Source organism: Streptomyces sp. HNM0575 (genome assembly GCF_012726265.1).
In the GTDB taxonomy this organism is placed as follows: domain Bacteria; phylum Actinomycetota; class Actinomycetes; order Streptomycetales; family Streptomycetaceae; genus Streptomyces.
This window is the reverse complement of sequence record NZ_JAASAG010000016.1, coordinates 11,484-30,109: the sequence shown is the minus strand read 5'-3', so window position 1 is coordinate 30,109 and position 18,626 is coordinate 11,484. Positions and strand designations below refer to the sequence as shown.

Sequence of the window (18,626 nt, the reverse complement as noted above, 5' to 3'; positions counted from 1 at the left end):
TCACCGCCTCCGGGCCCGGCCGAGCGGACCGCGGCGGGCCCGTGCGGTCCGGGTGCCGCCGCGGTGCCGCGGGACGCCGTCGCGCCCACGGTGGCGGCCGTGCCCGCTGCCCTGTCCTGCCCGCATACGGATGGCGAGAGCAGCGCCCAACGATGGTGCACGCGCCCCCACTTCACCGCGAACGCCCGGCGCACGGTCATCGGCCGCGCACCGGGCGTCCGCCCCCTCCCGGGAGGGCGTGGGCGTCAGCCGATCCGCCTGTGCACGTTCTTCTTCTTCGACGGCCCGTGCGGCGCCTCCGCGATCCACGGCCCGTCCGACGAGGCGTCGACGATGCCGTCCTCCAGCCACGTGTAAGCGCCGTCGAGAATGCCCGTCACGACCTTCCGGTCCAGGTCGTCGGTGTTGTGCCAAAGCCTGCCGAACAGCTCCTCGACGCGGATCCGCGACTGGCGGCAGAAGGCGTCGGCCAGCTGGTACGGAGCCCTGCCGTCGGGCCCGCTGCTCAGCGCGTCACGGCGCAGCTTCTCCGCACGTACGCATGCGGCGCTCATCGCGAACAGCTCCGCGCCGATGTCCACGATCCGCCCGAGGAAGCCCTGCTTGGTCTCCATCCGGCCCTGCCAGCGCGACATCGCGTAGAACGTGGAGCGGGCCAGCTTGCGCGAGGTGCGCTCCACGTACCGCAGGTGCGCGGCGAGTTCGCCGAAGTCGGGGTACGTGCCGGGCAACTGGCCCGGCCCCGCGACGAGTTTGGGCAGCCAGCGGGCGTAGAAGCCGCCGGCCGCCACGGCCGCGCGGCTCTTGTCGGAGAGCGTCTTGTCCGGGTCGATCAGGTCGCCCGCCACCGACAGGTGGGCGTCGACGGCCTCGCGGGCGATGAGGAGATGCATGATCTCCGTCGAGCCCTCGAAGATCCGGTTGATGCGCAGGTCGCGCAGCAGCTGCTCCGCCGGTACGCCGCGCTCGCCGCGGGCCGCCAGCGACTCGGCGGTCTCGAAGCCCCGTCCGCCGCGGATCTGCACCAGCTCGTCGGCCATCAGCCAGGCCATCTCGCTGCCGAACAGCTTCGCCAGCGCGGCCTCGATGCGGATGTCGTTGCGCTCCTCGTCGGCCATCTGGCTGGAGAGGTCGACCACGGCCTCCAGTGCGAACGTCGTCGCGGCGATGAACGACATCTTCGCGCCGACGGCCTCGTGCTTCGCGACGGGACGGCCCCACTGCACCCGCGCCTCGCCCCACTCGCGGGCCACCTTCAGACACCACTTGCCGGCGCCGACGCAGGTGGCCGGCAGGGAGAGCCGCCCGGTGTTGAGGGTGGTCAGCGCGATCTTGAGGCCTTCGCCCTCCTTGCCGATGCGGTTGGCCGCGGGGACGCGGACCTGGTGGAGGCGGGTGACGCCGTTCTCCAGGCCGCGCAGGCCCATGAAGGTGTTGCGGTTCTCGACGGTGATGCCCTCGGAGGCCCCCTCGACGACGAAGGCCGTGATGCCGCCCCGGTGGCCTTCGGACTTCGGTACGCGGGCCATCACGACGAGCAGGTCGGCGACGACGCCGTTGGTGGTCCACAGCTTGACGCCGTCGAGTACGTATTCGTCGCCGTCCGGTACGGCGGTGGTCGCGAGCCGCGCCGGGTCCGAGCCCACATCGGGCTCGGTCAGCAGGAACGCGGAGATGTCCGTACGGGCGCAGCGCGGCAGGAACGTGTCCTTCTGCTCCTGCGTGCCGAACATCTTCAGCGGCTGCGGCACCCCGATCGACTGGTGAGCGGAGAGCAGCGCGCCGACGGCGGGGCTAGCCGTGCTGACCATGGCCAGGGCCTTGTTGTAGTAGACCTGCGTGAGACCGAGACCGCCGTGCTCGGGGCCGACCTTCATGCCGAGCGCGCCGAGCTCCTTGAGGCCGCTGACGACCTCGTCGGGGATGCGGTCCTCGCGCTCGATCCGGGCCCCGTCGATCGTCGTCTCGCAGAAGTCGCGCAGCTTCGTCAGGAACTCCTCGCCGCGCCGCACGTCCTCGGCGGGAGGTTCGGGGTGGGGATGGATCAGGTCCAGCCGGAAGCGGCCCAGGAACATCTCCTTGGCGAAGCTGGGCTTGCGCCAGTCCTGTTCGCGTGCGGCTTCGGCTACTTCTCGGGCTTCGCGCTCGGAGACAGTCATCTCACTCATCTCGCCGCGTGGTAGGGACAGTGGACTCCGTGCGGCGCCGTGGGCGCCGCGCACTACCGGCCGGTGCTACTCGCTCGTATGTACCCGATTCATCCGTTGCGTACCAGGCCTCGCGCATACGGTTCCCGCGCGGGACGCACGGGATCGGGCCCGGGGCCCGGGGATCGGGGATCGGGGCGCGCTTGGCGCCGGTGCCGCGGCGCGGGTGCGCTACGGCAGGACGCGGAAGTGGGTCGTGAGGCGGCCGTCGTCGTGGACGTGGTAGGCGAGCATCGGCGGGAGCTCGTAGTCGAGGGGGCCGTTCTGCTCGCCCTCCCACGGCATCCGCAGGCTGGAGACGACACCGGGCGCGGCCACGAGGGGCAGGCCCGCGAAGGCCGTGACCGCGGGGGTGTGGCTGTGGCCGCACAGCAGTGCCGCCACGTGCGGGTGCCGCTCGACGACCGCGGCGAGGCGCTCCTCCCCGAACTGCCGGATGGGATCGACGTACTGGCCGTGCAGCCGCAGCGGCGGGTGGTGGAAGCAGACGAACGCCGGCCGGTCCCGGTGGGCGCCCGCGAGCGCCGCGTCCAGCCAGTCGAGGGTGGCGTCGTCGAGGTAGCCGTCGCCCCGGCCAGGGATGCTGCTGTCGCACATCGCGAAGGTGGCGCCGGGCAGCACGTGCAGCCTGTTCACCGGTGCGGAGTCGTCCGGGTCGCCGTCGAGCAGGGCGGCACGGTACGGGCCGCGCGCATCGTGGTTGCCGGGGCAGTGCAGCACCGTGTGCCTGGAGGCGCCGAGAAGCTTCGCGGCCTGTGCGTACTCCTCCGGGGTTCCGTGGTCGGTGACGTCGCCGGTGTGGACGACGGCGTCCAGTTCGCCGGGGAGGGCGTCGAGCGCGCGCAGCACCCGTTCCGTGCGTTCCAGGGCGCGGGCTCCGCCGTCGGCGCGGTCCTGTCCCAGGTGGGTGTCGCTGATGTGCGCGAAGACGAACAACGGCTCACTCCTTCCAGTCGGCCGCGAAGGCGCGGGCGGGATTGCGTACGGAGATGCGCTCGGCGGTCTCCTTGCCCGACTCCCGTGCGATACGCGGCAGAAGGACCTCCGGGAGGTGGCGCATCCCCGGTGCGCCGCGCTCCGCCGCCGTCGTGGTGTCGGAGCCGAGCAGGACGCTGTCCGCGTGGCCCCGATCGACGAGGGCCGTGATGCAGTCCGCCAGCCTCAGGTCGGTGGCGTGGTGGGCGCGGGAGGGTCCGTCGAAGACGAGCCAGGCGCCGCGGCGCGCGAGCGCGAGGTGCAGCCGCGGGTCCGGCAGTCGGCCGGGGTGGCCCAGCAGCACGCGGTGCGGCGGCACGCCGCGGCGGTCGCAGAGCAGGTCGAGCACGTCGTGCGCCGCGGTGCCGCCGTCAAGGTGCACGGCCACGGGCGCTCCGGTGGCGTGATGGGCCTCGGCGGCGGCGTGGAGGGTGCGGGAGGCGTGGTCGTCGAGGCCGCCGAGAGCGCCCGCCACCTTGATCAGCCCGGCGCGCGGCGCCTCGCCGCACACGCTGCGGCTCACGCCCAGGGTCAGCTCGTCGACGAACAGCCGGGCGAGGTCGGCGACTTGGGTTCCGGGGCCCGCCGGCTGCCCGGCTTGTCCGCGCTCCTGCCCGGCGTAGTGCACCGCCTGATGCAGCCCGGTCGCGGCGACGAGGTGCAGTCCGGTCCGCCGGGCGATTTCGGCGAGCGCGCCCGCGGAGCGCCCCATGCCGTACGGCGTCCACTGCACCGCCGCCGTGCCGCCCGCCTCCGCGAAGGCGGCCGACTCGGCCTCGGCGGCGTCCTGGTCGGCCAGTTCCTCGCCCGGCGACGCGGGCGTGCGGAGGAAGAGATGGGCGTGGGCGTCGCAGACGCCGAGCAGGTCGCCGGGGATGTCACCGAGGACGGTACGGACCGCGCCCCCGCCCCACGGACCGGCACCCGTCCCGGCCCCCTCTGTGCCACCGGTCATGGGCATGGGGGGAACGTACCCCGGCGCCGGGGCGACGGACCGCCTCCCGGGGGCAGGCCTTCGCCCGGCCCCGGGAGGCGGCCTGCGGTCTACAGCTCCAGGCCCGTCAGCACCATCACGCGCTCGTACGTGTAGTCCTCCATCGCGAAGCGGACGCCCTCGCGGCCCACCCCGGACTGCTTCGCGCCGCCGTACGGCATCTGGTCGGCCCGGTAGGACGGGACGTCGCCGACGATCACGCCGCCCATCTCGAGCGCCCGGTGCGCGCGGAACGCCGCCTGGATGTCGTGCGTGAACAGCCCTGCCTGGAGGCCGTACTTGGAGTCGTTGGCGGCGGCGAACGCCTCGTCCTCGCCGTCGGTCCTCGTCAGCGTCATGACCGGCCCGAAGACCTCCTCGCAGCCGATACGGGTGTCGGCGGGGACGTTCTCCAGCACAGTCGGGGCGAACGTGGCGCCCTCGCGCTTGCCGCCCGCGAGCAGCTTCGCGCCGCGCGAGACGGCCTCGTCGACCCATTCCTCGACACGCTTGGCCGCGTCCTCGCTCACCAGCGGCCCGACGTCCGTGGCCGGGTCGGCCGGGTCGCCCGTGCGCAGTGCCTCGATGGCGGTGACGACCTTCGGCACGAGGCGGTCGTAGACCGAGCTGTCGGCGATGACGCGCTGCACGGAGATGCAGGACTGGCCGGCCTGGTAGTTGGAGAAGGTGGCGATGCGCTGCGCCGCCCAGTCGAGATCGGCCTCGGAGGAGAAGTCGCCGAGCACGATCGCGGCGCCGTTGCCGCCCAGTTCGAGGGTGACGCGCTTGCGCGGGGCGGAGTCGAGGATGGACCAGCCGACGGGCGCGGAGCCGGTGAAGGAGATGATCGGCAGCCGCTCATCCTGGACGAGCTCCGGCATCCGGTCGTTGGGCACGGGCAGTACGGACCACGAGCCGGCGGGAAGGTCGGTCTCCGCGAGCAGTTCGCCGATGAGGAGGCCGGACAGCGGCGTGGCCGGCGCGGGCTTGAGGATGATCGGCGTGCCGACGGCGATCGCGGGGGCGACCTTGTGGGCGCACAGGTTGAGCGGGAAGTTGAAGGGCGCGATGCCGAGCACCGGTCCGTACGGGAAGCGCCGGGTGTAGGCGAGGCGTCCCGTGCCGCCCGCGTCGGAGTCGAGCCGCTGGGCCTCGCCTCCGTTGAAGCGGCGGGCCTCGTCGGCGGCCCAGCGGAAGACGGAGACGCAGCGGCCGACCTCGCCGCGCGCCCACTTCATCGGCTTGCCGTTCTCCGCGGAGATGAGTTCGGCGATCTCCTCGGAGCGCTCGCGGACCCTGGCCGTGATGTGGTCCAGGGCCGCGGCCCGTACGTGCGCCGGCGTCGCGGAGAACTCGTCGGCGACGGCGGCGGCCGCGGCCACGGCCTCCTCGGTCTGTGAGGCCGTGGGAAGGCTGATGCTGCCCACGAGCCGGCCGTCCCACGGCGAGGTGACGTCGAGCGTCTCGTCGCCGGTGGCCTGACGGCCGGCGAGCCAGAACGCGGTCGGGGAAGTCGCTGTCGTCACTGCGGGCCCGCCTTCCGAAGTGGTGCTGTCGTGGAATGAGGTGCGGGAGAGGGCCGGAGTGGTCCGGTACGTACCGACGTGGGCGTGCCCTCCCCGATACGCGGCGGACGGCACCGTCCGGCTCTCTCCCCTCTCAACCGTAGGGGCTGCCCGCACCGGGATTTCTTGTCCGGCGCGTAGCAGTCGTGATCCGGCACACGCCGGATTGTCACGGACACTTCGGCGGGTGGGCGGGGGTAGGCGCGGGCGCTGTCTCCCGTGCCCGTGCCTTCGTAACGGGGCGCCCGCCCGTCGTGTGCGGCGCCGCGTCGGACCCGTCGCGGGCCCGCGTCGCCCGCGTCGCCCGCGTCGCCCGCGTCGCCCGCGTCGCCAGCAGGCCGTCAGCCCGTCTCGCCGTCGTCAACCCGCCGTCAGCCAGCCCTCAGACCGCCGTCAGCCCGTGGCCTTCAGCGCGAGCCACAGCTCCATCCGTACGTCCGGGTCGTCCAGCGAGCGTCCCAGGATCTCCTCGACGCGGCGCATCCGGTAGCGCAGCGTGTGCCGGTGCACGCCCAGGTCGGCGGCTGCCGCGTCCCACTGGCCGTGCCGGGAGAGCCAGGCTCGCAGGGAGGCCACGAGGTCGCCCCTGCCGTTGGCGTCGTGCTCGCGCAGCGAGCGGAGCAGGCCATCGGCGAAGGCCCGCACCGCGTCGTCGGCGAGCAGCGGAAGCACCGATCCGGCGGCCACGTCCTCGTGCTCCACGAGCGGTGCGCCGCGGCGGCGGGCGACCGACAGCGCCTGGTCGGCCTGCTTGAACGCGACCGCGGCCCCGGCGAGACCGGTCGGCGCGGAGACCCCGATGACGAGGGCGTCGTCGGGCACCGACCCCGCGCGGCCCGGCTGGTGAGGCCCGCCGGAACGGGAGGATTCGAGCGCCTCGGCGCACGCCGCCGCGTACTGGGCGCAGGAGGCGACCGCGGCGCCGCCGTCGGAGGCGAGGACCACGATGCGGCTGCCGTCCGGGACGACGAGGACCGCCTCGCCGTTGCGCGCGGCGGAGGTCTCGATGAGGTCGGAGAGCTGCTCGAGAGGGCCGGGCAGGTCCTCGGCGACGCCCTCGGGTACGGGCACGGAGACAGCCGAGGCCTCGGTGACGGTCACGACGGGCAGATTGCCGGGCGCCGTCCCGTGGCCGTTCCCGGTGCCCGCGCGTGCGCCCGGATCCGCGGCCCGCGCACCGGCCGCCGCGGCGTTGCCCGCGCCGCCGCCCGCCGGTCCGCTCCCGTTCACCGGCTGCCCGCCGGCGGTCGCGCTCCCGCCGCCGCGCACCCGGGACGCGGAACCGGCGGCCGGCTCGGCCACCAGCACGCGCATCGGCGCGTCCAGCAGCCCTCCGTACAGCCTTCCGGCGACGGCGCGCGCGTGGTCGGCCTCACCGGACAGCAGCATCCTCATCACCGCTGCGCCCAGGCGCTGTTCGGCCTCCTGAAGGGCGCGCGACCGCTCCATCGTGAGGGTCAGCAGCGCGATCGCAGAGTGCACGGCGTAGCGCTCGGCGGTGCCCAGGGGTGCGGCCGTGCCGACCGCGAGCACGGCCTTCGCGCGGCGTCCGCCGCCGACCGACTGGAGCTCGACCCGGTCGTCGCCGGCGTCCGGTCCGCTGACCACCGCGCTCGCCGGTGCGGGCCTGTCGCGCAGCCGCTCCGCGTCCGCCACGAAGCGGGCGGCACGGCGCACCGCCCACGCCGGCGCGTGGGCGACCATGGCGCCCGACGCGTCGTACAGCGCGGCCCAGCCGTCCACCTCCGAGGCGAGCCTGCTGAGCAGCGCCGACGGACCCTCCTGGGAGAGGGCCGCCCGCGTCATCTCGCGCTGCGCCTCGAAGCCGGCCGTGACCGCGCGGTACTGCTCGGCGGCGATGGCCGCCGAGACCGCCTTGCTGATGGCGATGAACGGTGTGCGGCGCGGCACTTCGAGCAGCGGCAGGTCCGCCTCGCGGCACGCCTCGACCAGTGCGTCCGGCACCTTCTCGTAGTTGACCCCGGCGGCGAAGCCCATGCCGACCACGCCCTTTTCGGTCAGCCGCCGTACGTAGGAACGCATCGCCCCGGGGTCCTCGGCGTCCAGCTTCAGGGCCGTGACGAGGAGCAGTTCGCCGCCCTCGAGATACGGAGTCGGATCGGCGAGCTCGCTGGCGTGTGCCCAGCGCACATCCGTGTCCAGCCGGTCCTGCCCCGTGAGCACGGCGAGCCGGAGTGCGGAGTGCTGGACGAGCGAGGCGAGTGTCGGTGGCATAACAAGCCTCACCGTACAGGCGCCCGGTTCATTTCGGTCATTCCCGAAGTCCTCACCGAACCGGCTCCGGCGGTCACTCCCCCAGCTCCGCCAGGATCGGAGGAGTCCGCTCCCCGCGGACGTTCGTCAGCGACAGCACGGCATGGCCGGGCGGCACGTCGTTGGCGAGGTCGGAGGCGGACCAGCGCTCGCGCTGCACGGTGCGGACGGTGACCGAACTGGTGGTGGCCCGTACGCCGGTGAACAGAGTCCGGATGCCGCGCACCCAGCGGGTGATCAGACCACCGTGGAAGTCCGGTGTGCGTGTGACGTCCTCGGTCTGGACCCACTCCTGGCCCCAGGCCTGCGCGAAGATCTCGCCGTCCCAGGTATTGATACCGGACAGCACCACCCTGCAGCCGACCGCTCCGAGGGCGGCGGATCGCAGGCGCTCGGGGACTTCGGCGAGAGACCGCAGCCCGAACAGGACCCCCGCATTCGCGGTGCGGAGCCGCTGGATCTCACGCACCGACGCAGGCGTGAGCGTGTGCGTGGCGTCGTCGAGAACCAGGCATGCGAAGCGGGACTGATCGGCGCGTGCGACCACGCATGCCGAGAACTGGGCGAGCAAGAGCCGACTCAGAAGCCGCGACGCCTCCGCATGTCCCCGCTCAGGGAGATCGATACGGACACGGACCGCGTGCTCGAGCGCCCGCATCGAAAACGGACGGGCATCGGCGGCCGTATCGAAGAAACCGGCGAACGCGGGACGGTCCAGGAGAGCCACACGATCTGCGAGAAGACGTCCAGGGTCGTCTTCGCGGCTGGACTGCCGTTCACGCGCGTCCAGTTCACGCAGCGCGGTCCCCGCCGTCTCCGGCGCCTCCTTGCACGCCTCGCGCAGCGCGGCAAGGGCGACAGGCACCCCGTCCAGCAATTCACGGAGCACGGGAACGGGAGGGTAGTGCCCATGGGCGGCGCGGTAAGGACCGATGAGCTGAGCCAGCACCGTGGCCGCACGGCGCGTATCAGCCTGCGGGTCGTCACCGATCAATGCCTCGGCAAGAACGGTGGCTGCCTCGTCAGGGTCGGTGGTGCCGCCGTAGAGGTCCAAGTCATGTGCGGAATCCGGGTTTCCGAGCTTGATCACCACGTCGAAGCCGGACTCCGGACCCAGCTCGGATCCAGGCGGCCCGACCGCGACAACGGCAGTGCGTCCCACGAGAGCCTGGAGCGCGAGGTTTTCGACCACGGGGCGCGCGACCTTGGTGGTCTTGCCCGCACCCGAGGGGCCGACGACGAGCAGTGAGGTGCTGAGAGAGCCGGGATCGACGGCGACCCCGGCCCCCCGGTAGCGAGACGGGTTCCGGTCGGCCTCCGGCACGGTCCCGAGCCGCACCTGACCTGTGAGGAGATCGTGCCGGGCAAAACGGCCGGGCAGGTCCCGCGCCCCGGACGGATGGGTCCAGGCAGCGGCACCACACCTGAGCACCTCGGCAGCGAAGGAAGCTCGTTCCGCGGGCTGTGCCCGTCCGGACTGCCACTTCCTGTCGATACGGACGTAATCCACGTCGTTCATCCGGCCCGCCTGCACTTCGCGGGTGAGCAGATCAGCGGCTTCATGCTCGCCGGCATCCCGGACCGCAGGCCACCCGACGGGGTCGGCCGGACCACTCACCTCGTCAACAGCAAGGTCCGCATGAATCATTGGTCGTGTCTCGGGCCGACCCACGCTGGTACTCGGGCGGCCTTCTGCGCTGATTCGGTCCGTGCTGCTCCGTACCGCACTGCTGGAAGACGAATTGGACTCCGCGCCACGAATCCCACGGAGCCGGGGAAGGCCGTGACGCCGCCACACCTCTGCCCAGCGCCCCACGCGCCCCGTCACGTAGAGGAGTGGGGCAAGTATCAGGACATAGGAGACGAAGTAACTGAACAACTTCCTTCCTGCATCCACATGACCGTGGGCATCAGGGACAGGGAGCCACGACTTCGGGGAGATCGCAAAGATCCAGTCGATGAGCGGAAAGTAGCCGTTCTTGATCAGCGACCAGACCAGGCCTCCGACCAACAGGGAAAGAAGCGCTCCACCCAACAGTTGCCGATCACCGACCCGGTCCGGATCCTCAGGAGGCCGCATCCGGTGGCCGAAGCGCCAGATACCGGGGATCGCCTCGGGGCGCGGGGTACGCAGCCACTCGGCGAGCGACGGGCCCGATCGCGGCATCCGCTCCGGCATTGCGGGCGTGGCCGCGACGCCGCGCTGCTGTCCGTAGGTCTCGCGGTCCGGCCGTACCGCCCCCTGCCGCGGCAGTCCGCCGGCGGGCCACCTCTCCCCGGAGCCGGGTAGCGGTACCTGACCGGCTCCGGGTGTGCCGTCCGAGTCCATCTGCCGCCCTTACCCCTTGACCAGCCTGTGTGCGTGTGTGCCTGCTACCCAATCTAGCTGCCCAGGCGCCGAGTTGGCTCATCGTGGGCGGGCCCTGGGGCCCGTATCGGGCCGGGTTCCGTCGCTCCACGCTGCGCTTGCATCTCCCGGCCCCAATCTAGCCGCCGGAGTGGGGAGTTGGCCCGTCCAGGGCCGCGGGGAGCAACGCCGCGGCGGCCGTGCGCGGCGCCGCGCGGCCGTCCGCTGCCTATAGCCGTGACGGCCAACACGACACGGAGACTTCTCCGCACCGGTGCATGTCCCGCCCTCCGCCGGGCCTCTAGCCTGCGAAGAACGGCAGACCCCTTCGTCCTGAGAGAGAGCGATATGAGCACGATGACGGAACTGTCCGGTGGCCCCGCCCTCCCCCAGGAGCGCCGCGTCGTCACTTCCGTTCCCGGGCCGAAGTCCCAGGACCTGATGGCCCGTAAGCAGGCCGCGGTGGCCGACGGCATCGGCACCGTGATGCCCGTCTTCGCCGCGCGGGCCGGGGGCGGTGTCCTGGAGGACGTCGACGGGAACTCCTTCATCGACTTCGGTTCCGGGATCGCCGTGACCGGTGTGGGCAACAGCGCCGAGGCGGTCGTGCGCCGCGCGAGCGAGCAGCTCGCCAAGTACACCCACACCTGTGTGATGGTGACGCCGTACGAGCCGTACGTGGAGGTCTGCGAGGAGCTGGCGCGGCTCACCCCGGGCGACCACGCGAAGAAGAGCGCGCTGTTCAACTCCGGTGCGGAGGCCGTCGAGAACGCCGTCAAGATCGCCCGCGCGTACACCAAGCGCCAGGCGGTCGTCGTCTTCGACCACGGCTACCACGGCCGTACGAACCTGACGATGGCGCTGACCTCGAAGAGCATGCCGTACAAGCACAGCTTCGGGCCCTTCGCGCCCGAGGTGTACCGGGTCCCGGTCGCCTACCCCTTCCGCTGGCTGACCGGCCCCGAGAACTGCGCGGAGGAGGCCGCCGCCCAGGCCATCGACCAGATCAGCAAGCAGGTCGGCGCCGAGAACGTCGCGGCGATCCTCATCGAGCCGGTGCTCGGCGAGGGCGGCTTCATCGAGCCGGCGAAGGGCTTCCTGCCGCGTCTCGCGCAGTTCGCGAAGGAGAACGGCATCGTCTTCGTCGCGGACGAGATCCAGTCCGGCTTCTGCCGTACCGGCCAGTGGTTCGCCTGCGAGGACGAGGGCATCGTCCCCGACCTGATCACCACCGCGAAGGGCATCGCGGGCGGCATGCCGCTGGCGGCCGTGACCGGCCGCGCCGACATCATGGACGCGCCGCACGTCGGCGGCCTCGGCGGCACCTACGGCGGCAACCCGGTGGCCTGCGCCGCCGCGCTCGGCTCCATCGAGACGATGCGGGAGCTGGACCTGCCCGCCAGGGCCAAGCGCATCGAGGAGATCATGAAGCCGCGGCTGCGGAAGCTGGCCGAGCAGTACGACGTCATCGGCGACGTGCGCGGACGCGGCGCCATGCTCGCCATCGAGCTGGTCAAGCCCGGCGGCAAGGAGCCCGACCCGCAGACCACCGCCGCCCTCGCCAAGGCCTGCCACGAGAACGGGCTGCTGGTGCTCACCACCGGCACCTACGGGAACGTGATGCGTTTCCTGCCGCCCATGGTGATCGGCGAGGACCTCCTGGAGGAGGGCCTGGACGTGCTGGAAGGCGCGCTGGCCGGTCTGTGATCAGGGCCGGCCAAGGGTGCGGAAACCGTTCGGCGTGAAGAATGTGTGCGAGGCCGATGGCCGGTACGTAATCCGGCTGTCCGGCCTCGCCGGGCTGCCGTACGGTTTCCGTATCCGGGTACTCCGGAACTCCACTCCGGACTCCCGGCCCGGACCCGTCTCTCCCCAAGACGAGCCCGGTAGTGCCCTGGCGCACGCTCCTCACCGATCGGGGGACCGCCCGCTCCATACCCCCCGGGGCTCGCGGAATGCCGATCGATACGGCCGCTCCGGAACTTTCCCCCCTGTTCCGGGGCGGTCGGTTTTTCATGTGGCCCTCTGTGCGCTGTGTTGCGTGGTCTTCGCCCTCATCACCTGGCAGGTCGCCGTCGACGGGCCTCTCGTCGCCGCCGACATGCGGCTGGGGAACCTGCTCCAGCGCAACTCTCCGCCCGACGCGGTCGCCGAACTCCTCGCCGATCTGGGCAACTTGGCGGTCGCCGTTCCTGTGCTCGCTGCGGCCATGACGTATGCGGTGGTCACCGGGGGCGCGCGCCGCTGGGTGCCGCCCGTGTGCGCGGCGCTGGCCCTGACGGCCACGGGCCTGGCCGTCACCCTCGTCAAGGTGTGGCTGGGCAGACCGGGGCCGCCGGGCGGCACCAACTACTACCCCTCCGGCCACACCGCCACGGCGGCCGTCGCCTTCGGCGGCGCGGCGCTGCTGTTCTCCCTGACGGTGCGGCGGCCCCCGTACTGGCCGCTGCCGGCCACGGCCGCGCTGCTCACCCTCGCGTGCAGCGCGGGTCTGGTCTGGCGCGGCTACCACTGGCCGCTGGACGTGGTGGCGAGCTGGTGCCTGAGCTGGGTGGTGCTCACGTCGGCGACGGCAGCGGCGGTGCGCGGGCTCCGCGGCTCGTGGTCGGCGGACACGGAGACGTCGGCCCCCGGGGCCTCGGCCCCCGGGGCTTCGGCCTCCGAGAGCTCGTCCCCCGAGGGCTCGTCCGCGGAGCCGTCCGGTCAGGCACGCGCCGCGGCCCCCGGTCGACGGGGGCCGCGGCGCGGCGGGCCGCACGCCGGACGGTGAGCCCGGCCGCAAGAGGGGGGGTGAGCGGCCGGATGGGAGGACCTGCCCGGCGTACGGCGTCCCGGGGCCCGGACCGTCACGGCGCATCGGAGGCGTCGGGCACACCGGACCGTGACGGAGGGACCGGTCGTCAGGCCGCGTATCCCTTCGGCGGAATCAGGGACGCGAGCTGGTCGAAGGAGAGCCAGTAGATCTGGTTGCCGGAGAAGGACGCCGGGTCGGCTATCAGTACGGTCTTGTTGGCGTCGTCGTAGCCGATGACCGTGAAGTAGTGGTAGATCGTCTGGTCCGACGGATAGCCGGGGGGCTGATTGCCGGGCGGCGCCACGATGTTGGTGACGAGCGGCAGGTTGTTGTCGATGCCGCCCACGACGTCCTGCCACAGCAGGTCCTTCTGCTCCTGCGACGGCGGGTCGCCGGGCATGTACTTCGACTCGTAGTCGCTGCCGCCGAGGTTGGCGTTGAGCACGCCGGTGACCTGGCTGATGTCGTCGGTGCCGTTCTCGGTGGTACCGAGCTGTGCCGCGAGGTCCGCCTGGCTGGGCGGCGCGATGCGTGCGGAGAGGGCGATACGGGTCGCGGCGGGGCCGCACCAGTAGCCCATCTCCTGGACCTGGTAGTCCACTTCGAGGGTCTTGGCGGCTTCGGCCTCGCTGCCCTCGGTGCGTATGTGCGAGCCGTCGCGGCTCACTTCGACGGGGGCCGCCGACGCTCCCGGCTCGGCGGCGATCCGCGTGACGGCGCTCCCGTGGGACTCGTCCGCCATCGCCGTTCCGGGTACGGCCAGCAGTCCCGCGGCCGTCAGGGCCACGGTCGCGGCCATGGGTCTGATGCGCATGCGCATTCAACTGCTCCTTGGTGGGGGGTAGTTGAACGGAGCATGCCACCACGGAGGCAGGGCGGGGCAGAGGTCTGAACGGCCTTTCACCGGGCCCACCAGTGACGACGCGGAGCGCCGCTGCCGCCGCGCACGCCGGTGGCGCGCGGCCCGCCGTCGGGTGTCTCAGGTGTCGAAGCCCATTCCCGCCGCGTCCATCGCCTTCAGCCACAGGTTGCGGCGGCCACCACGCGCGTCCGCACGCGTGAGGGACCACTGCGTCATGGCGATCCCGGCCCAGCGCACCGGTTCCGGGGGGAAGGGCAGCGGCTTCTTGCGCACGAGTTCCAGTTCCGTGCGTTCAGTGGACTCGCCGCTGAGCAGGTCGAGCATCACCTCGGCCCCGAACCGGGTCGCGCCCACGCCCAGCCCCGTATAGCCCGCCGCGTAGGCGACCCGGCCGCCGTGTGCCGTGCCGAAGAAGGGCGAGAAGCGGGAGCAGGTGTCGATTACCCCGCCCCAGGTGTGGCTGAAGCGCACGCCCTTCAACTGCGGGAAGGTGGCGAAGAAATGGCCCGCCAGCTTGCGGAACGTCTCGGGCCGCTGGTCGTACTCCGCGGCGATCCGGCTGCCGTAGTGGTAGAGCGCGTCGTAACCGCCCCACAGGATGCGGTCGTCGGCGGTCAGCCGGAAGTAGTGGAAGTGGTTCGCGCTGTCGGCGAGCCCCTGCCGCCCCTGCCAGCCGAGGGACGCCAGCTGCTCCTCGCTCAGCGGCTCGGTCATCAGCGCGTAGTCGTAGATGGGGACGATGTACGGGCGCAGGCGGCGCAGCAGCGACGGGAACGCGTTCGTCGCGAGGGCGGCCTGCCGGGCGCGGACGCGTCCGTGCGGGGTGCTCACGATGACCGCCCCGGCGCTGCCGCCCTTCCCGCTCTTCTCCGCGACGCTGCCGCCCTTCTCCCCGGCACCGCCTTCACCGCCCCGGCCGTCCGTCAGGCCGCGCGCCGGCGTGTGCTCGTAGATGCGCACGCCCGCCTCCAGACAGGCACGCTTGAGTCCCCAGGCGAGCTTGGCGGGGTGGAGCATCGCCACGCTGTGCCGGAACCACAGGCCCGCGAGGAAGGCGGGAGAGTCGACCTGTTCGCGTACGGCGGCGCGGTCCAGGAACGTCACGCGCTCGCCGAGCCCGTGCCGCGCCGCCTCCTCGGCGGCCTCGCGCAGCTCCGCCACCTGATGCGGCTCGGTCGCCAGGTCGATCTCCCCGGTGCGTTCGAAGTCGCAGTCGATGCCGTGGCGCGCGACGGCCTCTTCGATGGCGTCGAGGTTGGCGAGCCCGAGGCGCTCCAGCGTCTCGATCTCGTCGGGCCAGCGGGCGAGTCCGTTGGCGAAGCCGTGGGTGAGGGAGGCGTCGCAGAAACCGCCGTTACGGCCGGAGGCGGCCCAGCCGGTCTCCTTGCCCTCCAGCAGCACCACGTCGCGGGACGGGTCGCGCTCCTTCGCGATCAGCGCCGTCCACAGACCGCTGTAGCCGCCGCCGACGACGAGCAGATCGCACCGGGTCCCGCCGGACAGCGCGGGCAGCGGCTCGGGGCGGTGCTCGGGGTCGTCCAGCCAGTACGGCACGGGCCGCGCGCCCGCGAGGGCCCGTACGGCCGCCGCCCCGTCCGGTGTCATGGCCTCCGCCCCCTCGGTCATGCCTGCCTCTTGCGCCGACCGGCCGCGATCCGGCCGCCCAGCACGATCCCGACCGCGATCAGGAACATGGCCGTGCCGATGACGTTGACCTGCACCGGGACGCCCCGCTGCGCGGCGCCCCACACGAACATCGGGAAAGTGACCGTCGAGGGCCCGGCGTTGAACTGCGTGATGATGAAGTCGTCGAAGGACAGGGCGAAGCTGAGCATCGCGCCCGCCGCGATCCCCGGCGCCGCCAGCGGCAGCGTGACCCGTACGAAGGTCTGGAGCGGCCCCGCGTACAGATCGCGCGCCGCCTCCTCGAGCCGCGGATCCATGCTCATCACGCGGGCCTTCACGGCGACGACCACGAAGCTCAGGCAGAACATGATGTGCGCGATCAGGATCGTGACGAAGCCGAACGCGACGCGTGTGTTGAGGAACAGCGTGCCGAGCGAGGCGCCCATGACGACCTCGGGCATGGCCATCGGGAGGAAGATCAGCGCGTTGCCCGTGCCCTTGCCGCGGAAGCGGTAACGGGCCAGGGCGAACGCGGCGAGCGTGCCGAAGGCGGTGGCGAACACCGTTGCCAGCACGGCGATCTGGAGGCTGAGCCCGAGCGATCCGCACATGTCGGCGACGCCGCACGGGTCGGTCCAGGCGTCGGTGGAGAAGGTGCGCCACTCGTAATTGAAGCGGCCCGCCGGCTTGTTGAAGGAGAAGAGCATCACCACCGCGTTCGGCAGCAGCAGGTAGACGAGGGAGGCCGCACCGGCGAGTACGACCGCGTTGCGGCGCAGCCAGTGCAGCGGCGCGAGAGCCCGGGAGCGTGTTGCAGCGGCCATCACACGAGTTCCTCCGTTCCCGCCTTGCGCATATAGACACTGACCACGATCAGGATGATCGCCATGAGGATGAAGGACATGGCGGCCGCCGCGGGGTAGTCGAGGACGTTGAGGAACTGCTTCTGGATGGCGTTGCCGACCATCTGCGTGTTCGGGGAGCCGAGCAGCTGCGCGTTGATGTAGTCGCCCGAGGCCGGGATGAAGGTGAGCAGCGTGCCGGCGACGACCCCCGGCAGGGAGAGCGGGAAGGTCACCTTGCGGAAGACGGTCGCCGGTTTCGCGTACAGATCCCGTGCCGCCTCGTGCAGCGACTGGTCGATCCGCTCCAGCGAGCTGTAGAGCGGAAGGATCATGAACGGCAGGAAGTTGTACGTCAGCCCGCACACCACCGCCAGCGGTGTCGCCAGCAGCCTGTCGTCCCCGGTGAGGCCCAACTGGCTTGTGAAGTCCAGTACATGGACAAACTTCAGTACGCCGACGACCGGGCCCGCGTCGGAGAGGATCGTCTTCCAGGCCAGCGTGCGGATCAGGAAGCTGGTGAAGAAGGGCGCGATCACCATCACCAGCAGCACCCCGCGCCACCGCCCGGCGCGGAAGGCGATCATGTACGCGAGGGGGTAGCCGACGAGCAGGCACAGCAGCGTGGCTGTGGCGGCGTACAGGAACGAGCGCACGAAATGCGGCCCGTAAACGGCCAGCGCATCGGTGTAGTTGGCGAAGTGCCAGGTGACGCGGAAGCCCTCTTCGAGGGAGCCGCTCTGCACGGACGTCGAGGCCTGGTAGAAGAACGGCGCGACGAAGAACACGGCGAGCCAGAGCCCCGCGGGAAGCAGCAGCCAGTACGGGGTGAGGCGGCGCCGGGAGCGTGCGGGCGTGCCGCCCTTCGTGCCGTCCGGCTCCGCGGCGCCCGACGGCTCGGGACCGGACCCGCTACCGGAACCCGAACCGGACGGCGGCGGTGCGCCCGGTGAGGCCTGCGCGGTCGAGGCGGTCACAGCGCCTCCTCCACGGTGCCGGCGTCGGCGTCCTGTGCGGCGTCCAGCGCGAAGGTGTGGGCGGGCCGCCAGTGCATCACGACCTCGGCGCCCGGTGTCAGCCGTGCGTCACGCTCGACGTTCTGCTCGTAGACGCTGAACTCGGGGCAGACGGGGCTGTCGACGACGTACTGGAGGGAGACGCCGAGGTAGCCCGCGTCGCGTATCCGGCCGGTGAGGCGGTTGTCGGAGCCAGGGCCGGGCGCGGAGCCGGAACCCGAACCGGAGCCGGAGCCCGAGCCGCCGGAATCCTCACCACCGTCCTCGGCATGACTGAGCGAGATCTTCTCGGGCCGCACCCCCACCAGCACCTTGACGCCCGCCTGCGGGTTCTCGACCGCGCACCGTTCCACGGGCAGCCGCAGCGGCGTGCCGGAGCCGACGGCCTTCAGCAGCAGCTCCTCGCCCTTCGTCTCGGCGATCTCCGCCTCGATGAGGTTGGAGGTGCCGAGGAAGTTGGCGACGAAGGTGGAGCGGGGCCGCTCGTACAGCTCGTCGGGCGCGCCCAGTTGCTCGACCCGTCCCGCGTTCATGACGGCCACGGTGTCGGCCATGGTCATGGCCTCCTCCTGGTCGTGCGTGACGTGTACGAAGGTGATGCCGACCTCCGTCTGGATGCGCTTGAGCTCCAGCTGCATCTGGCGGCGCAGCTTGAGGTCGAGGGCGCCGAGCGGCTCGTCGAGCAGCAGCACCTGCGGCCGGTTGATCAACGCGCGGGCGAGCGCGACGCGTTGCTGCTGCCCGCCGGAGAGCTGGCGGGGCTTGCGCTTGGCGAGCGGGCCGAGTTCGACCAGCTCCAGCATCTCCTCGACCTGCTTGCCCACGGAGGTGACGCCGCGCCGCCGCAGCCCGAAGGCGACGTTCTCCTCCACGTCGAGGTGCGGGAAGAGCGCGTAGTTCTGGAAGACGGTGTTCACGGGGCGCTTGTGCGGCGGGAGCGCGGTGATGTCCTCGTCGCCGAGGAGGATGCCGCCGCCGGTCGGCTCCTCCAGCCCCGCGATCATGCGCAGGGTGGTGGTCTTGCCGCAGCCGGATGCGCCGAGGAGGGCGAAGAAGGAGCCCTCGGGAATGGTGAGGTCCAGCGGGTGCACGGCGGTGAAGTCGCCGAAGACCTTGCTGACACCGGAAAGAGTGATCGTCATGGT

At 71.9% G+C, this 18,626-nt stretch carries 13 protein-coding genes; 2 read left to right on the top strand and 11 right to left on the bottom strand.

Translation table 11 applies throughout. From position 1 onward, the window contains the following. Nucleotides 1–245 precede the first annotated feature (245 nt). The 6 genes from HCC61_RS28450 to HCC61_RS28425 form a co-directional block, all read right to left on the bottom strand. Complete coding sequence (locus HCC61_RS28450) at nt 246–2,159, bottom strand: acyl-CoA dehydrogenase family protein (RefSeq protein ID WP_169140518.1); 1,914 nt, start codon at nt 2,157–2,159, stop codon at nt 246–248. 219 nt (nt 2,160–2,378) lie between these two features. After that, complete coding sequence (locus HCC61_RS28445; protein ID WP_169140404.1) at nt 2,379–3,143, bottom strand: metallophosphoesterase; 765 nt, start codon at nt 3,141–3,143, stop codon at nt 2,379–2,381. A gap of 4 nt (nt 3,144–3,147) precedes the next feature. After that, nucleotides 3,148–4,137 carry a phosphotriesterase gene (locus tag HCC61_RS28440; RefSeq protein ID WP_169140516.1) on the bottom strand — a complete coding sequence of 330 codons (990 nt, stop codon included), beginning with the start codon at nt 4,135–4,137 and terminating at the stop codon, nt 3,148–3,150. An 89-nt stretch (nt 4,138–4,226) separates the two neighbouring features. Beyond that, entirely contained in the window at nt 4,227–5,681 is a 1,455-nt protein-coding gene (locus HCC61_RS28435; RefSeq protein WP_169140402.1) for an aldehyde dehydrogenase family protein, read from the bottom strand. 432 nt (nt 5,682–6,113) lie between these two features. Continuing rightward, on the bottom strand, nt 6,114–7,955 hold the full coding sequence (locus HCC61_RS28430) for a PucR family transcriptional regulator (protein WP_169140400.1): 1,842 nt from the start codon (nt 7,953–7,955) through the stop codon (nt 6,114–6,116). A gap of 73 nt (nt 7,956–8,028) precedes the next feature. Continuing rightward, a complete protein-coding gene (locus tag HCC61_RS28425; protein WP_240969372.1) occupies nt 8,029–10,323 on the bottom strand; it encodes an ATP-binding protein in 2,295 nt (764 codons plus the stop codon). 375 nt (nt 10,324–10,698) lie between these two features. On the opposite strand from HCC61_RS28425, the gene gabT reads away from it, so the two are divergent. Then, complete coding sequence (gene gabT, locus HCC61_RS28420; protein ID WP_169140512.1) at nt 10,699–12,048, top strand: 4-aminobutyrate--2-oxoglutarate transaminase; 1,350 nt, start codon at nt 10,699–10,701, stop codon at nt 12,046–12,048. A 334-nt stretch (nt 12,049–12,382) separates the two neighbouring features. After that, complete coding sequence (locus HCC61_RS28415) at nt 12,383–13,111, top strand: phosphatase PAP2 family protein (RefSeq protein ID WP_346777427.1); 729 nt, start codon at nt 12,383–12,385, stop codon at nt 13,109–13,111. 130 nt (nt 13,112–13,241) lie between these two features. Here HCC61_RS28415 and HCC61_RS28410 read toward each other — a convergent pair whose 3' ends face one another. From HCC61_RS28410 to HCC61_RS28390, 5 genes are all read right to left on the bottom strand, one after another. After that, complete coding sequence (locus HCC61_RS28410; protein WP_169140398.1) at nt 13,242–13,949, bottom strand: C39 family peptidase; 708 nt, start codon at nt 13,947–13,949, stop codon at nt 13,242–13,244. A gap of 165 nt (nt 13,950–14,114) precedes the next feature. Beyond that, a complete protein-coding gene (locus HCC61_RS28405) occupies nt 14,115–15,602 on the bottom strand; it encodes an FAD-dependent oxidoreductase (RefSeq protein ID WP_169140508.1) in 1,488 nt (495 codons plus the stop codon). A 17-nt stretch (nt 15,603–15,619) separates the two neighbouring features. Further along, entirely contained in the window at nt 15,620–16,447 is an 828-nt protein-coding gene (locus tag HCC61_RS28400; RefSeq protein WP_206323135.1) for an ABC transporter permease, read from the bottom strand. Beyond that, nucleotides 16,447–17,442 (bottom strand): ABC transporter permease, encoded by a 996-nt coding sequence (locus HCC61_RS28395; RefSeq protein ID WP_169140396.1) that lies wholly within the window; start codon nt 17,440–17,442, stop codon nt 16,447–16,449. The genes HCC61_RS28400 and HCC61_RS28395 overlap by 1 nt, the downstream gene beginning before the upstream one ends. Beyond that, nucleotides 17,439–18,623 (bottom strand): ABC transporter ATP-binding protein, encoded by a 1,185-nt coding sequence (locus HCC61_RS28390; protein ID WP_169140394.1) that lies wholly within the window; start codon nt 18,621–18,623, stop codon nt 17,439–17,441. The genes HCC61_RS28395 and HCC61_RS28390 overlap by 4 nt, the downstream gene beginning before the upstream one ends. Nucleotides 18,624–18,626 lie beyond the last annotated feature (3 nt).

Excerpts from the sequence above, each read along its gene's own strand:
- HCC61_RS28450 (WP_169140518.1), bottom strand. The coding sequence starts at position 2,159 with ATGACTGTCTCCGAGCGCGAAGCCCGAGAAGTAGCCGAAGCCGCACGC.
- HCC61_RS28430 (WP_169140400.1), bottom strand. The coding sequence starts at position 7,955 with ATGCCACCGACACTCGCCTCGCTCGTCCAGCACTCCGCACTCCGGCTC.
- HCC61_RS28440 (WP_169140516.1), bottom strand. The coding sequence starts at position 4,137 with ATGACCGGTGGCACAGAGGGGGCCGGGACGGGTGCCGGTCCGTGGGGC.
- HCC61_RS28405 (WP_169140508.1), bottom strand. The coding sequence starts at position 15,602 with ATGACACCGGACGGGGCGGCGGCCGTACGGGCCCTCGCGGGCGCGCGG.
- HCC61_RS28425 (WP_240969372.1), bottom strand. The coding sequence starts at position 10,323 with ATGGACTCGGACGGCACACCCGGAGCCGGTCAGGTACCGCTACCCGGC.
- HCC61_RS28390 (WP_169140394.1), bottom strand. The coding sequence starts at position 18,623 with ATGACGATCACTCTTTCCGGTGTCAGCAAGGTCTTCGGCGACTTCACC.
- HCC61_RS28410 (WP_169140398.1), bottom strand. The coding sequence starts at position 13,949 with ATGCGCATCAGACCCATGGCCGCGACCGTGGCCCTGACGGCCGCGGGA.
- gabT (WP_169140512.1), top strand. The coding sequence starts at position 10,699 with ATGACGGAACTGTCCGGTGGCCCCGCCCTCCCCCAGGAGCGCCGCGTC.
- HCC61_RS28400 (WP_206323135.1), bottom strand. The coding sequence starts at position 16,447 with ATGGCCGCTGCAACACGCTCCCGGGCTCTCGCGCCGCTGCACTGGCTG.